Genomic DNA, 13,783 nt, shown 5'->3' on the forward strand with positions numbered 1-13,783 from the left:
TATATCTTTTCAGGCGGAAAGGTTAACCCCCTTATTGGTTCTGCAGGAGTTTCAGCTGTCCCTATGGCAGCAAGGGTGTCTCAGAAAGTTGGTCAGGAAGAAAACCCAGGAAACTTCCTTCTTATGCATGCAATGGGTCCGAATGTCTCAGGAGAATAGGGACTGCAGTTGTTGCAGGAATCCTTATAACACTTCTTACGTATTGAATTGATATATCAAAATGCTTAAAGGGCGGAGGAATTTCCTCCGCTTATTTTTTTATTTGCAAGCCTGAAACGCAGATTTATGCTGTTTGCATAACTAACACTTTCGTCACCTATTTTTTTCTTTGCTTTATCTAAGGCACTTACCAGCTTTTCATTTTTGTCTTCTTTGTGCTCGAAAAGTGTATATGGTGTCTCACTCAGATTCCTTGCAGTTACCCCAAGAAGGCGAACCTTCTGTCCGTTGTATATTTCAAAAAATAATTTAAGCGCTTCTGTATAAATTTGAGAATCGAGATTTGTTTTTTCTATGTTTTTGCTGTGGGAGGATGTAGAGAAATCCTCATATCTTATTGTTAATGTAAGTCGCTCGGTAAGAAGATTTCTATTTCTCAACCTGTAACACACATTTGAGGAAAGCCTCCTTAAAACCCCTTTTATTATTTCAATATCATCTGTATCAAAATCCAGAGTTGTGGAGTTTCCTATGGATTTCTCATCATCTCTTTCGTATTCTGGTATAACTTCTGAATTATCAATGCCGTGTGCTGCGTTGTATATGAATAATCCGTATGTGTGAAATGCCTTGATTAGTTCGTTTAATTCTATATTTTGTAGTTCTGCAATTGTTTCCACATTAAATTTCTTTTTTAATGCCTCTTCTATTTTCTTACCAATACCAGGGATTTTAGAAACGGGAAGTTTTTTTAAAAAATCATCTACTTCTTCCTTTGTAATAACAAGCAAGCCGTTTGGTTTTGCTTCTTTAGAAGCCATTTTTGCAATAAGTTTATTATAACTTATACCAATAGTAGAGGGAAGTAAATATTTTTCAAAGATTTCTTTCTTTATTTTTATACCTATTTCTCTTGCAGAGTTATAATCTTTTGCAGCATATGTAAGGTCTAAAAACGCTTCATCAATAGAGAACCTTTCAACATTTGGCGCATAATGTACGAGAATTTCATAAATGCCATCCGAAATTTTTTCGTATAAGGAAGCATCTCCCTTAACTAAGATAAGACCTGGAAATAACTTGAGTGCTTCTTTTACAGGCATTCCTGATTTTATACCGTAGGCGCGTGCTTCATATGATGCTGTTGCAATGACAGACCTGCCGTCAGGATGGTTTGTTACCCCTATTGGCTTTCCTTTAAGCCAGGGTCTTTTTACCTGTTCTACAGATGCAAAGAATGCATCCATATCAATATGCGCAATAATCCTTTCCATACACTAAATTATACGAAAATATGTTCGTGTGTCAAGACAGTGAAAATTGTGCATTAATGCTTGAAATCGTATTGAATTTTTTAAATTAATTGTTATAATCTAATTTAGAAACCAAAAAGAAAGGAGGCTAATATGAATAACAATGTTGACACGGTAGGCGCCATACTTAACTGGTTGTTCTGGATTTTTATCATTTATTCTGTTCTTTCGCCGATGTTGCATCAGAAAAACCTTGAACTTCAGAGATTAGACCTTATAAGAAAATTTGAACAAAAAAGAAAGTCGAGGGTGATACTTCTCATTCACAGACAGGAAACGATGAGTTTGCTTGGTATTCCTATAAGCAGGTATATAAGTATCGAGGATTCCGAAGCGATACTTCGTGCTATTAGACTTACACCACCTGAAATGCCTATTGATATTATTCTTCACACTCCAGGAGGGCTTGTGCTTGCAACAGAGCAGATAGCGCAGGCACTTGTGAAACATAAAGGGAAAGTAACTGTCTTTGTTCCTCATTACGCAATGAGTGGCGGAACTATGCTTGCCCTTGCTTCAGACGAGATTGTAATGGATGAAAATGCCGTCCTTGGACCTGTTGATCCTCAAATTGGTAATTATCCTGCAGCATCAATACTTAAGGTTGTAGAAGAGAAAAACAAAGACAAAATAGATGATGAAACTCTTATTCTTGCAGATGTGTCAAGGAAGGCTCTTGTGCAGGTAAAGGATTTTGTAAAAAAACTTCTACTTGCAAACGGAAGGTCAGAAGAAGATGCAGAGAGAATTGCAACTATGCTTAGCGAAGGAAGATGGACTCATGATTATCCTATAACTTTTGAACAGGCAAAGGAAATTGGATTGAATGTTTCATCTGATATGCCTAGAGAGATTTATGAACTTATGGACCTTTACCCGCAGAATCCTTCTATGAGACCATCGGTTCAGTATGTCCCTCTTCCATATAAAGCACCAGAAAGAACTGCGCCTCAAAAACCTCAAAAATGAGTGATGAAAATATTTCTTTAGTTGAAGGTATTATACGGGCAATAATAGGTGTTGCAATTTTTATTGCAGGATATAAAATAAACGATTTTATCATGCGATACGAGAGCGTGGGCTATCCACGCTCTTTTATTTTCAATACTATTTTCAGGTATCGAGATGTTCTTCAGATTTTATGTTTCTTTTTTGGGTTTGTACTTTTCTTTACTGGAATTACGAGGTTTTCACCTCTTAAGAAACTCTTTTTGAGAAGATAATTCTTGTTCCTAAAAATTCTATTACATAAAATGTTTGAGTTTTCTTAAAACCTAATTTGTTAAAAGCTTTTTGGGATGCGATATTATTTTCCTCGATCTCGACATGTGCTATTTTATAGCCTAAATCTTTGTATTTGTCTATAACATATCTTACCTCGCTATATATGGAAGACCTTCCTCTGAATTTTTCGAATGTGAAACAGTCATAGAAATAGATCTCGTCTTCTTTTAATTTGAAAAGACTAAACCTAAAGGGTCTATCGGAGAAGAAGCAATAGGAAGCAAATTCATTATCAATAAATGTTACAACCATCTTATGCTTTGCTATAAACCTGAATTTTATTTCGGTGACTTTATCGTTTCCAAATGTATTTGTTATTTTATTTAGAATAGAGGTATCTAAATCGCTAAATGATGTAAAAATCTTATGAACAAAATTTTCGTGGATCTTTAAATCTTTAACTTCATTTAAACTAAGGTTGTAATGATTAATGGTTTTTATTGCAGGCACAATCTATTATAATGTAAAAGTGAATGAAAATTTAGATTTATTTAGAGAAGTAATTGATAAAACTTTAGAAAGTTTGCCACAAGAACTCAAAGAGCAGATTAAAAATTTAGAGTTTATCGTTTTAGAAGCTCCAACTGAAAGTTTCGTTGAAAGTCATGGTTTCAAAGGACAGATCCTTTTGGGGCTTTATGTTGGTGTTCCCCTGAACAAAAGAGGCGTAAATTATAACTGGGTATTGCCTGATAGGATTTATATTTTTATGAACCCCATAATCTACTTTGCAAACCTCGAAGGAATAGCGATAGAGGAGAAGATTAGAAAAGTTGTCCTTCATGAGATCGGGCATTACTTTGGAATGGGCGAAGACAACTTAAGAAGGCTTGGAGTTTATTAAAAACACTTTATAATAAGTTGGCATGAATTGAAAGGTGGTGGGTGATGGAGATCGAAAATCATCCTATTCTCCAGTTCAGGAGAGTAGGCAGTGTAAAATTTTCTTTTGAAGGTAAAACTATCGAGGCTTACGAAAATGAGCCAGTTGCTATGGCTCTCTACCGAAATGGAATTGATGTATTTTCAGAAAGTCCCAAATTACACCGCCCAAGAGGTATGTTCTGTGCAATAGGGAAGTGTTCCTCCTGTCTTATGGAAGTTAACGGGATTCCAAATGTTCGAACCTGCATCCTTGTTGCGCAGGAAGGGATGGTTGTAAAAAGGCAAAAAGGATTCGGTGAATTGCCAAAGGATTCTTATCAATTTAAAAATGCGGAGACTCTATATCCGACGGTTCTAATTGTCGGTGCAGGTCCTGCAGGATTAGAGGCAGCTATAACTCTTCGAAAAAGGGATGTTTCAGTATTACTTCTGGATCAAAACCCGAATTTAGGTGGTCAACTTATAAAACAAACGCATAAGTTTTTCGGCTCTAAAAAAGAGCGTGCTGGAACTCGTGGAATAAAGATTGCTTCCGAACTCATTAATGAGTTGCAAACACTCAACACGCAATATCTTACTAATACTACAGTTTTTGCATACTATCCTGATGAGAACCTTGTGCTTGCATTTTCAGACAATAAACTTTTAAAGATCTACCCTAAATTTACGATTTTTGCAACAGGGGCTTCTGAAAAAATGATTCCGTTCGAAGGAAACGACCTACCAAATGTTATGGGGGCGGGGGCTGCGCAAACCCTTATGAATGTCTACGGTATTAAAATTGGGGATAATATCCTTGTTGTAGGGGCTGGTAATGTTGGGCTTATTGTTTCGTATCAACTATTGCAAGCAGGTATGCATGTTAAGGCAATAATTGAAGCTACAAGCAAAATTGGTGGATATTTTGTGCACGCTGCAAAAGTAAGGCGTTTTGGTGTGCCAATTTATACGCAAACTACCATTAAAAAAGCAATCGGTAACGGGAAGGTGGAGAAAGTTGTTCTTGCAAAATTAAACGAGAATTTTGAGGAAATTGAAGAGTTTGAAATGGATGTTGATGCTGTGCTTCTATCAGTTGGGCTTCAGCCTTCGTATCAACTTCTTGCTCAGGCAGGATGTGAATTAAAATATGTCCCATCTTTAGGTGGGTATGTTCCGCTGAGAAGTAATGAATTTGAAACTACAAAGAAAAATATCTATGTTGCAGGAGATGTAAGCGGCATTGAAGAAGCATCAACTGCGATGCTTGAAGGTAAGATTGCAGGTCTCTCAATCTTGAAGAAATTAGGCATTGAAGTAAATACTGATTTAAAGGAAACACAGGAAGATCTTGAAAGACTTAGAAGCAGTCCTTTCTCCAAAAAGATCGTTGAGGGTTTAAGGGAGGTAATGTATGAGTGATTTCTTGAAGACAGGCTATCTTACAAAGGAAGATATAATTTCTAATTTTCCTACAATAGAGCAAATCTCTAATCATGCAGTTGCTATAAGCGAATGTGTGCAGGAAATCCCTTGTAATCCCTGCGTTTCGTCGTGCCCAACCGGTGCAATTTCTATGGATGATATAAAAGACCCACCAAAAATTAACTATGAAGCGTGTATTGGTTGTGGAAAATGTGTAATGGTATGTCCAGGGCTTGCGCTGTTTCTTGTTAGAAAAAACGATTCAGATTACGAAGTTACATTGCCTTACGAGATGTTGCCTCTTCCCAAAAAGGGAGATGAAGTGTATTTGCTTAATCGACTTGGAGAAAGAGTAGGGGTTGGTTTCGTTACTAAGGTTATTAAGGTTGAGCGTGATACCCAATCTTCAATTGTAACCGTCTCATTTAAAGAACAGGACTTAATTTATGAAGTGAGAAATATAGAGGTAATCCATGGATAAGAAAAATGTAATTATCTGCAGATGTGAAGATGTAACATATGAAGATATTATCAAAGCGTATAACGAAGGATACAGGGATATCGAGTCCCTGAGAAGACATCTTAAAGTAGGAACGGGTCCCTGCCAGGGAAAGACATGTATTCCACTTCTGCAAAGAATTCTTTTTGAACTCAACAAAGAATTTCCACAAAATGTTACTGTTCGTCCACCTGAAACACCGGTCCCATTTGGCATCTTCTTAAAGGAGGAGAAAAAATGAAAAACTATGATGTTTTGATAATCGGTGGTGGCATAACTGGGCTTTCAACTGCATACTATCTTGTAAGAAACGGTGTAAAGAATGTTGCGATCGTTGAGAAAAATTATGTTGGCTCAGGTTCAACAGGGCGATGTGGCACAGGCATAAGACAGCAATTTACAACAAGAGAACATATTGTACTAATGAGAGAGTCAGTAAAAATCTGGCAATACTGGGAAGAAAGTTTACCTTTGCCTATCCACTTCAGGCAGGGTGGGTATCTGTGGCTTTTAAGAAGTGAAAAGGCACTTGAGGAGTATAAAAATCATGTAAAACTCCAGAATTTGTTTGGTGTGCCAAGTAGAATCATTGGAAGAGAAGAGATAAAGGAAATTGTTCCTGATATAAATCTTGAGGGTGTTTTAGGTGCATCCTGGTGTCCGACTGATGGTTCTGCATATCCCCAGGATGTTCTTGATTCTTTAAGAGTTTTCTTGAAGGAAAATGGTGTTTCAATATTTGATTACGAAGAAGTTAAAGATTTTGTAGTTGTCTCGGGGAAAATTACAGAGGTTATCACGAATAAAGAGAGATATAATGTAGATGCAGTTTTGCTTGCAACTGGTGCAGATACAAAGAGATTAGCAAATAAATTGGATATTGATATCCCTTTAGAAAATTACAAACACCAAATAGTTGTTTCTGAGCCATTAAAGATATTCCTTTCTCCAATGGTTGTTGACGGTGCACTTTACTTCACTCAAACTTACAGAGGAAGGATTATTGGAGGTACTGATACAAATGAGCCTCCTCAAGATGACTTAACTCCGACATTTGCGTTTGTTAAAAAATTTACAGAAGAACTTTTGAGAGTTTTCCCAAAACTTTCTTCTGTAAGACTTATGAGGCAGTGGGCAGGTTTTTATGTGGTATCACCGGATAAGCATCCGATTATTGGCCCAACGCCCATATCCAATCTTTACATTGGCACTGGTTATTCCGGGCATGGCTTTATGCTTGGTCCAATTGTTGGAAAACTTCTTGCTCACTACATTACGCATGGGATGTTTTTCCTTGAAGAGGCAAACAACCTTACTCTTGATAGGTTTAAAGAAGGAAAGTTGATTGTCGAAAAGGCTGTAATCGGATAAAAATTTTTGTAAAAAAATCATTAAAAATCTTGTATAAAGTAAAAAGTTTTGTATAATAATTTGACAAAAAATTTTAAAATGGATAAAGATAAAGAATTACTTGAAAGTTACAGAGTTGTTGTAAAAGCACTAAAAGAATTTTTCGGCGAAAATGTCGAGATAGTATTGCATACACTTCTTGATAACCAATCGACAATAATTGCAATTGAAAACGGTCACATTACAGGGCGTAAAATAGGCGATTCGTTAACAGAGGCAGGAAAATATGTAATAGAGAAATTAAAAGGTGGTCTTGATTACTTTGGTCCTTACGAGAGCCTCTCTTACAAGAGAAAAAAACTTCGTTCTATTACGATAGGCATCAGAAACAGAAATAACGATTTGATTGGTCTTCTGTGTCTGAATATGGATCTTTCAAACATAGAAGTGATGAATAAATTTACATCATTCTTTCTCACATTCCAGGAATCAAAACGAGAAGTCCTCAGTAAAATTACTTCTCTTGATTACGATGAAGCAATAGAGCGTGCTTTCAATGAGGTTTATTCGATTCTTTCTTCAAAAAGCTCTTCTAACAAAATTGATAATTTTACTATTGTTTCTGAACTTTACAGGCGCGGATTTTTTAAACTCAAAAATTCAGTAAGTTTTGTAGCAAACAAATTAGGCATTTCAATTTACACAGTCTATGCCTACTTAAGAAAATTAGAGAAAGGGGTGTAGGATGAATCTTCAAGAGTATCAATCAAGGGAATTTTTTAAGAAGTTTGGCATTCCTGTCGTAACCGGGGAGGTTGCAAGCACACCCGAGGAGGCGTTGAGTGTTGCAAAGAGAATAGGGCTGCCTGTTGTATTAAAAGTGCAAGTCCTTGTTGGAGGGCGTGGCAAGGCAGGTGGTGTAAAGGTTGCAAAGACAGAGGACGATGTTGTAAAAATTGCAAATGAACTTCTGTCGATGGAGATAAAGGGTTTAAAGGTTAAAAAACTTCTTGTTGCAAAGGCTGTAAATATTCTTAAAGAATTTTATGTGGGTTTTACAGTTGATAGGTCAAGTAAAAGAAATGTGTTGATTGTTTCTGACGCAGGTGGAGTTGATATAGAAGAAGTTGCAAAAAATTCACCCCAAAAGATCTTTAAAATTTATGTTGATCCTATTATGGGTTTGTTTTCCTATGAAGCGAAAAAAGCTTCAATTCATTTAACTAAAGATGTAAATATTGCACCGAAGATTGCAGACACAATTGAAAAGTTGTACAAAGTATACATATCGCTTGATGCAAATCTTGCAGAGATTAACCCTCTTGCAGTAGTCGAGGGTAATGAAGTATTAGCGCTTGATGCAAAAGTTTCTGTTGACGACAATGCAATGTTTAGGCACCCCGAACTTGAGGGACTTTATGAGCCTTCTGAAGAAGAAAAGCTTGAACTTGAAGCAAAATCAAAAGGCTTTACATATATAAAACTAAACGGCAATATCGGTTGTCTTGTTAACGGTGCAGGGCTTGCTATGGCTACTATGGACCTCATTAAGCTTTTCGGCGGAGAACCTGCAAATTTCCTTGATATTGGAGGCTCATCTTCTCCTGAAAAAGTAGCAAGTGCAATAGAAATGATTACAAGAGATAAAAATGTAAAAGCAATTCTCATAAATATCTTTGGTGGAATTACGCGTTGCGATGATGTTGCAAATGGGTTATTAAAGGCGCTTGAAATGACCAAGGTAAATGTTCCAATAGTTGTTAGGCTTACTGGCACAAACGAGGATAAGGCACGAGAAATTCTTAAAGATACACCTCTTATCTATACCGATTCAATGGTTGATGGCGTGAAAAAAGTAGTGGAACTTGTAAAGTGAGAAAGGGGGATTTTCTATGAGTATTCTGGTTGATGAAAATACAAAAGTAATAGTGCAGGGAATAACCGGAAGAGATGGTTCTTTCCATGCAAAAGCAATGCTTGACTATGGCACAAAAGTTGTCGGTGGGGTTACGCCATATAAAGGTGGAAGCGATGTTTATGGTATTCCTGTTTTTGATACTGTTGAGGAGGCAGTTAACAAAACTTCCGCAAACGCAACTGTTATTTTTGTCCCGGCAAAGTTTGCAGAGGATGCAATATATGAAGCAGTAAACGCAGGCATAAAACTTATTGTTACTATTACGGAAGGAATACCTGTACAGAGCATGATAAAGGCAGTTGAATATGTTAATATGAAAGGGGCAAGACTTATAGGACCAAACTGCCCTGGTATAATCTCCGTTGGGAAAGCAAAACTCGGCATAATGCCTGGAAATATTTTCAAGAAAGGTCGGGTCGGTGTTGTTTCAAGGTCTGGCACACTTACATATGAAATAGTTAAGCACATCTCTGATAGTGGCTTGGGGGAAACTACTGCAGTTGGTATAGGAGGAGATCCTGTCATTGGAATGAAGTTTATAGATATTTTGAAGGAGTTCAAAAATGACCCCGAGACAGAGGCAGTAGTTCTTGTTGGTGAAATTGGAGGGTCTGACGAGGAAGATGCGGCTGACTTTATAGAGAAAGAATTTAATAAACCCGTTGTCTCCTTTATTGCAGGAAGAGCATCCCCAAAAGGCAAAAGAATGGGGCACGCAGGTGCAATAGTTACACCAAATACACGTACAGCAGAGGAAAAAGTTGCATATCTTGAAAGTAAAGGTATACGTGTTGGTAAGACACCTGTAGAAGTTGCAGAAATTCTTAAGGAGATCCTTGGAAATGGCAAAAAATAATGTAATTATCAATAAAGAATTTTGTAAAGGCTGTGGAATTTGTGTTTCTGTTTGCCCTGCAAAGATTCTTCGCATAGGAGAGGATTTTAAGGTCGAAGTTACTGACACTGAAAAGTGTATGGGATGTGGAATGTGCGAGGTATACTGTCCCGACTTTGCAATTGTAATTAAAAAGGAAGTGAAAGTATGAAAGAACTTGTGATTTCAGGAAATGATGCAGTTGCATATGGTGCAATTTATGCTGGTTGTAGGTTCTTCGCTGGATATCCGATAACACCTTCAACAGACCTTGCGGAGAGGATGGCAAACCTTTTGCCTAAAAATGGTGGCGTTTTCATTCAGATGGAAGACGAACTTGGGAGCATTAGTGCAATAATCGGTGCATCCTTAGCAGGGAAAAAGGCAATGACTGCAACTTCAGGTCCCGGTTTCTCCCTTATGCAGGAGGGAATAGGTTTTGCAAGTTATTCAGAAATACCTGTTGTGGTGGTAGATGTGCAAAGGGTTGGGCCTTCGACTGGAATTCCAACCTATCCTGCTCAAGGTGATGTAATGCAAGCACGCTTCGGTACTCATGGGTCTCATCCAATTATTGTTGTTTATCCATACTCAGTTCAGGAATCCTACGAGCTTATTGTAGAGGCATTTAATCTATCTGAAAAATACAGAACTCCTGTAATTTTTCTTTCTGATGAAGTCATAGGTCATATGAGAGAAAAAGTTAGATTAACTCAAGATTTGAAAGTTTTTGAAAGGCAAAAACCCACAGTTCCAAAAGAAGAATATCTTCCTTATGATCCCAATTATGATATTCCTCCTTTTGCAAATTTTGGCGAGGGTTACAGATTTCATATAACAGGTTTAACGCACGACGAGACAGGATTCCCAACATCTAACCCGGTTAAGGCGGAGGCTTTAATAGAAAGATTGCATAGAAAAATATACAAAAACATAGATGACATTGGAAGATTTGAGACATTTTACGCAGATGATGCTGACTATCTTATTATTGCATATGGTGCAACTGCAAGGTCTGCAAAGGATGCAGTTATTGAGTTAAGAAAGAAAGGAATTAAAGCAGGACTATTAAGACCAATCACAATCTGGCCATCGCTTGAGAAACCTATAAGAGAAATTGCCGAAGGTAAGAAGGTTTTTGTTTTTGAAATGAATATGGGGCAATATGTGCTTGAGGTAGAGCGTATTATTAAGCGCAATGTAGAATTTTTTGGAAAAGAAAATGGAGAACTAATCACTCCAGAGGAGATGGAATTATGTATACAGAGATCTCTTTAGAAAACTTAAGAAGTAGCAAGCTTCCTCATATCTGGTGTCCTGGTTGTGGTAATGGGATAGTTCTTGGGGCAATTCTGAGGGCAATTGAGCGCTCCAAAATCGACAAGGACAAAATCGTGTTTGTTTCGGGGATAGGCTGCGCAGGCCGCTCTTCAGGTTATGTAAATTTCAACACCCTGCATACCCTCCACGGACGTCCCCTTGCATTTGCAACTGGTATAAAACTTGCAAACCCTGAACTTAAAGTGATTGTTGCAACAGGTGATGGTGACCTTGCTGCAATTGGAGGAAATCATTTCATTCATACTGCAAAAAGAAATATTGATATGACTGTTATAGTCTTCAATAACTTCACATACGGAATGACAGGCGGGCAAGTATCCCCTACAACACCCGATGGTGCTTATACTACAACAACACCCTACGGAGAAATTGAAGAACCGATGGACATTTCTTACCTTGCAGTTGCATCAGGCGCAACTTATGTTGCTCGTGAAACAATAGCAAGTCCATTTGTGCTTGAAAAATATATCCTGAACGGAATCCTTCATAAAGGCTTTTCATTAATAGAGGCTGTTTCTTCTTGTGTAACCGAATATGGAAGAAGGAATAACCTTGAAGACCCAGCGGCATATATAAAGTGGTTGAAAGAAAAGTCAATGCCTTACTCAAAGGTTAATACGCTTTCAATAAAAGACGGAATTGTAGTAGGAGAATTTGTTAACGAAGAGAAAGAAGAATTCACGGAGAAATATTACGAACTTGTAAAGAAGGTGAAACCATGAGGAAAGAAATACGCATTGCAGGCTCAGGTGGTCAAGGTATTGTTCTTGCAAGCATTCTCCTTGCAGAAGCAAGTGGTATCTATGACGGGAAAAATGTTGTCCAATCGCAGGTTTATGGTGCAGCAGCCAGGGGAGAAATGTCAAAAGCGGATGTTATAATTTCTGATGAAGAAATTTATTTTCCAGAAGTACGAAGTCCAGATATCGTAATTACACTTAGCCAGGATGCATATGATGAATTTACGAATGGTCTTAAGGAAGGCTCTTTAGTAATCCTTGATGATTTTTATGTCCGCCATTTGAAAGATGGTATTAAAAACTTTCATTATCCAATAACTAAGGTTGCAATTGATATTACAGGCAGTAAAATTTCTTCGAATATCGTCCTTTTGGGGATACTTTCCGGATTAACAGGGGTTGTGACCTTAGATGCTCTCAAGAATGTTGTTAATGAGCGCTTTAAAAATAAAGGTGAGTTAAATATCAAGGCATTAGAAAAAGGATATGAAATAGGTGCAAAGGAGGCTAACAATGTAAAAACAAACTGAAGTTTCAAAGAAAGTTGAAATACATTCCCAACTCTCAAAAAAGTAGGTTTCTTTGCTGGAATTCTTGTATTTCTTCTTGTCTTGCTTTTGAAGACCCCTTAAGGGATGCAAGTTGGAGCAAAAATTACCATTGGGCTACTTCTCTGGATGGCTATATGGTGGGCAACGGAAGCAGTTCCTCTTCCAATTACTTTACTTTTGCCGCTTGTGATTTTACCTCTTTTTAAGGTTATCGGTGCAAAAGACATTGCAAAAAGTTATATGTCTCAAGAAATAATGCTTTTTGTTGGTGGTTTTTTATCTCAGAAGCCCTTGAAGAGTCAGGATTGCATACGAGATTTTCTTTGTTTCTCATTGATAAAATTGGCACATCACCAAAGAAAATTATTCTTGCCTTTATGATTGCTGTTGGATTTATTTCGATGTGGATTTCAAATACAACCGCAACTGTAATGGCTTTGCCTATTGCCTTATCTATTATAGAGTTTTATAAAAGTCTGTTTCATAAAGAAGGTCTTGCTGTTGATACAACTCCAGGTGAGTTTAAGTTTGCAACGGCGCTTATGCTTGGTGTTGCATTTGCTGCAAGTATTGGAGGAATGGGAACTCCAATAGGTACTCCTCCAAACATCATATTTATGAGTATGGCAAAGCAGATGTTTCCTAATGCACCTACTTTGAGTTTCCTTGACTTTACAAAGTTTGGGGTGATATTCATTGTGCTTTTCCTTCCTTTTACCTGGTTTATGCTTACATCAGTATTCTTCAAGCCAGGGTTTCCAGGATTAAAAGAAAGTAAGGAAGTTTTTGCAAGCGAACTCAGGAAACTCGGGCAGATGAACAAGAAAGAAAAAATTGTTGCAACTGTTTTTGTTATTACTGTTCTTCTTTGGATATTCAGGGAAGATATTAATTTTGGAAGTTTCACACTTAAAGGTTGGTCAAGCCTTATTGGAGTTTCTAAATTTGTCCATGACTCAACTGTTGCAATTTTAGCATCTTTACTTTTATATATGATACCTGTTGACTTTAAAAAAGGAGAGAGTGTCCTAACAGGAGGATCTGTGAAGAAATTACCCTGGGACATTATCCTTATATTTGGTGGTGGTCTTGCAATAGCGGATGCGATGGTAACAACAAAACTTGCCGATTTTGTTGGTTCAAAACTTGCCTTCCTTCAAGGAGTTAACCTTTTGTGAGTTATTTTCCTTGTAGGTGGAGCAGGATTCCTTATTGCGCAGTTTACATCTCATACATCTGCTACATCTATATTTATGCCAATTGTAGGTGCTGTTGCAGTTGCAGCAAAAATTCACCTGCACCTTGTCATGCTTCCAACAACTTTTGCAATATCTCTTGTCTTTTCTCTTCCTGCTTTAACATCTCCAAATGTAGTCGTTATGACCGGAGGATATGTGAAAGTAAGAGACATGTTGAAAGCAGGGTTAACAATTGGATTGATTGGTTTAGTTATTCTTGTTTTCTA

At 37.4% G+C, this 13,783-nt stretch carries 19 protein-coding genes; 17 read left to right on the forward strand and 2 right to left on the reverse strand.

Annotated elements, in window-relative coordinates:
* The coding region (locus tag JHC30_05095) for a sodium ion-translocating decarboxylase subunit beta (protein ID MCI4463530.1) at positions 1-159 on the forward strand (159 nt) is incomplete at its 5' end.
* A 65-nt stretch (positions 160-224) separates the two neighbouring features.
* On the opposite strand, the gene dinB is transcribed toward JHC30_05095, so the two are convergent.
* On the reverse strand, positions 225-1,433 hold the full coding sequence (gene dinB / locus JHC30_05100) for a DNA polymerase IV (GenBank protein MCI4463531.1): 1,209 nt from the start codon (positions 1,431-1,433) through the stop codon (positions 225-227).
* A gap of 132 nt (positions 1,434-1,565) precedes the next feature.
* Between dinB and JHC30_05105 the strand changes: the two genes are divergently transcribed.
* Together JHC30_05105 and JHC30_05110 are read left to right on the forward strand one after the other, a co-directional pair.
* Positions 1,566-2,441, forward strand: coding sequence for a hypothetical protein (locus tag JHC30_05105; GenBank protein ID MCI4463532.1), 876 nt, complete (start codon positions 1,566-1,568; stop codon positions 2,439-2,441).
* The gene (locus JHC30_05110; protein MCI4463533.1) at positions 2,438-2,695 is read left to right on the forward strand and encodes a DUF2892 domain-containing protein; all 258 of its coding nucleotides are present in this window, start codon (positions 2,438-2,440) and stop codon (positions 2,693-2,695) included. The genes JHC30_05105 and JHC30_05110 overlap by 4 nt, the downstream gene beginning before the upstream one ends.
* On the opposite strand, the gene JHC30_05115 is transcribed toward JHC30_05110, so the two are convergent.
* Positions 2,670-3,206: a GNAT family N-acetyltransferase gene (locus JHC30_05115; protein MCI4463534.1), complete on the reverse strand. Its 537-nt coding sequence runs from the start codon at positions 3,204-3,206 to the stop codon at positions 2,670-2,672. The two genes, JHC30_05110 and JHC30_05115, sit on opposite strands and share 26 nt — an antisense overlap.
* Here JHC30_05115 and JHC30_05120 point away from each other — a divergent pair.
* The 14 genes from JHC30_05120 to JHC30_05185 all read left to right on the forward strand — a co-directional run.
* A complete protein-coding gene (locus tag JHC30_05120; protein MCI4463535.1) occupies positions 3,187-3,600 on the forward strand; it encodes a metallopeptidase family protein in 414 nt (137 codons plus the stop codon). The genes JHC30_05115 and JHC30_05120 overlap by 20 nt on opposite strands.
* Before the next feature lie 44 nt (positions 3,601-3,644).
* Entirely contained in the window at positions 3,645-5,042 is a 1,398-nt protein-coding gene (locus tag JHC30_05125; protein MCI4463536.1) for an FAD-dependent oxidoreductase, read from the forward strand.
* Positions 5,035-5,526, forward strand: coding sequence for a 4Fe-4S binding protein (locus JHC30_05130; protein MCI4463537.1), 492 nt, complete (start codon positions 5,035-5,037; stop codon positions 5,524-5,526). Before JHC30_05125 ends, JHC30_05130 begins: the two co-directional genes overlap by 8 nt.
* Complete coding sequence (locus JHC30_05135) at positions 5,519-5,785, forward strand: (2Fe-2S)-binding protein (protein MCI4463538.1); 267 nt, start codon at positions 5,519-5,521, stop codon at positions 5,783-5,785. Before JHC30_05130 ends, JHC30_05135 begins: the two co-directional genes overlap by 8 nt.
* Positions 5,782-6,915: an FAD-binding oxidoreductase gene (locus JHC30_05140; GenBank protein MCI4463539.1), complete on the forward strand. Its 1,134-nt coding sequence runs from the start codon at positions 5,782-5,784 to the stop codon at positions 6,913-6,915. Before JHC30_05135 ends, JHC30_05140 begins: the two co-directional genes overlap by 4 nt.
* A gap of 78 nt (positions 6,916-6,993) precedes the next feature.
* The gene (locus JHC30_05145) at positions 6,994-7,638 is read left to right on the forward strand and encodes a PAS domain-containing protein (GenBank protein MCI4463540.1); all 645 of its coding nucleotides are present in this window, start codon (positions 6,994-6,996) and stop codon (positions 7,636-7,638) included.
* A 1-nt stretch (position 7,639) separates the two neighbouring features.
* Complete coding sequence (sucC, locus tag JHC30_05150; GenBank protein ID MCI4463541.1) at positions 7,640-8,770, forward strand: ADP-forming succinate--CoA ligase subunit beta; 1,131 nt, start codon at positions 7,640-7,642, stop codon at positions 8,768-8,770.
* Between the two features lie 16 nt (positions 8,771-8,786).
* On the forward strand, positions 8,787-9,668 hold the full coding sequence (gene sucD, locus JHC30_05155) for a succinate--CoA ligase subunit alpha (GenBank protein ID MCI4463542.1): 882 nt from the start codon (positions 8,787-8,789) through the stop codon (positions 9,666-9,668).
* Positions 9,655-9,858, forward strand: a complete 204-nt coding sequence (locus JHC30_05160) for a 4Fe-4S binding protein (GenBank protein MCI4463543.1) — start codon at positions 9,655-9,657, stop codon at positions 9,856-9,858. The genes sucD and JHC30_05160 overlap by 14 nt, the downstream gene beginning before the upstream one ends.
* On the forward strand, positions 9,855-10,964 hold the full coding sequence (locus tag JHC30_05165) for a 2-oxoacid:acceptor oxidoreductase subunit alpha (GenBank protein MCI4463544.1): 1,110 nt from the start codon (positions 9,855-9,857) through the stop codon (positions 10,962-10,964). Before JHC30_05160 ends, JHC30_05165 begins: the two co-directional genes overlap by 4 nt.
* On the forward strand, positions 10,943-11,749 hold the full coding sequence (locus JHC30_05170; protein ID MCI4463545.1) for a 2-oxoacid:ferredoxin oxidoreductase subunit beta: 807 nt from the start codon (positions 10,943-10,945) through the stop codon (positions 11,747-11,749). Before JHC30_05165 ends, JHC30_05170 begins: the two co-directional genes overlap by 22 nt.
* Positions 11,746-12,297: a 2-oxoacid:acceptor oxidoreductase family protein gene (locus JHC30_05175; GenBank protein ID MCI4463546.1), complete on the forward strand. Its 552-nt coding sequence runs from the start codon at positions 11,746-11,748 to the stop codon at positions 12,295-12,297. Before JHC30_05170 ends, JHC30_05175 begins: the two co-directional genes overlap by 4 nt.
* Positions 12,298-12,623: 326 nt before the next feature.
* Complete coding sequence (locus JHC30_05180) at positions 12,624-13,496, forward strand: anion permease (protein MCI4463547.1); 873 nt, start codon at positions 12,624-12,626, stop codon at positions 13,494-13,496.
* 75 nt (positions 13,497-13,571) lie between these two features.
* On the forward strand, positions 13,572-13,783 hold a 212-nt coding region (locus JHC30_05185; protein MCI4463548.1), incomplete at its 3' end, for an anion permease.

The organism is Caldisericum sp., assembly GCA_022759145.1.
In the GTDB taxonomy this organism is placed as follows: Bacteria; Caldisericota; Caldisericia; order Caldisericales; family Caldisericaceae; genus Caldisericum.

Bases quoted from the DNA above. Each gene is read 5' to 3' on its own strand.
- dinB (MCI4463531.1), bottom strand. From the start codon at position 1,433: ATGGAAAGGATTATTGCGCATATTGATATGGATGCATTCTTTGCATCT.
- JHC30_05105 (MCI4463532.1), top strand. From the start codon at position 1,566: ATGAATAACAATGTTGACACGGTAGGCGCCATACTTAACTGGTTGTTC.
- JHC30_05110 (MCI4463533.1), top strand. From the start codon at position 2,438: ATGAGTGATGAAAATATTTCTTTAGTTGAAGGTATTATACGGGCAATA.
- JHC30_05120 (MCI4463535.1), top strand. From the start codon at position 3,187: ATGGTTTTTATTGCAGGCACAATCTATTATAATGTAAAAGTGAATGAA.
- JHC30_05125 (MCI4463536.1), top strand. From the start codon at position 3,645: ATGGAGATCGAAAATCATCCTATTCTCCAGTTCAGGAGAGTAGGCAGT.
- JHC30_05130 (MCI4463537.1), top strand. From the start codon at position 5,035: ATGAGTGATTTCTTGAAGACAGGCTATCTTACAAAGGAAGATATAATT.
- JHC30_05135 (MCI4463538.1), top strand. From the start codon at position 5,519: ATGGATAAGAAAAATGTAATTATCTGCAGATGTGAAGATGTAACATAT.
- JHC30_05140 (MCI4463539.1), top strand. From the start codon at position 5,782: ATGAAAAACTATGATGTTTTGATAATCGGTGGTGGCATAACTGGGCTT.
- JHC30_05145 (MCI4463540.1), top strand. From the start codon at position 6,994: ATGGATAAAGATAAAGAATTACTTGAAAGTTACAGAGTTGTTGTAAAA.
- sucC (MCI4463541.1), top strand. From the start codon at position 7,640: ATGAATCTTCAAGAGTATCAATCAAGGGAATTTTTTAAGAAGTTTGGC.
- sucD (MCI4463542.1), top strand. From the start codon at position 8,787: ATGAGTATTCTGGTTGATGAAAATACAAAAGTAATAGTGCAGGGAATA.
- JHC30_05160 (MCI4463543.1), top strand. From the start codon at position 9,655: ATGGCAAAAAATAATGTAATTATCAATAAAGAATTTTGTAAAGGCTGT.
- JHC30_05165 (MCI4463544.1), top strand. From the start codon at position 9,855: ATGAAAGAACTTGTGATTTCAGGAAATGATGCAGTTGCATATGGTGCA.
- JHC30_05170 (MCI4463545.1), top strand. From the start codon at position 10,943: ATGTATACAGAGATCTCTTTAGAAAACTTAAGAAGTAGCAAGCTTCCT.
- JHC30_05175 (MCI4463546.1), top strand. From the start codon at position 11,746: ATGAGGAAAGAAATACGCATTGCAGGCTCAGGTGGTCAAGGTATTGTT.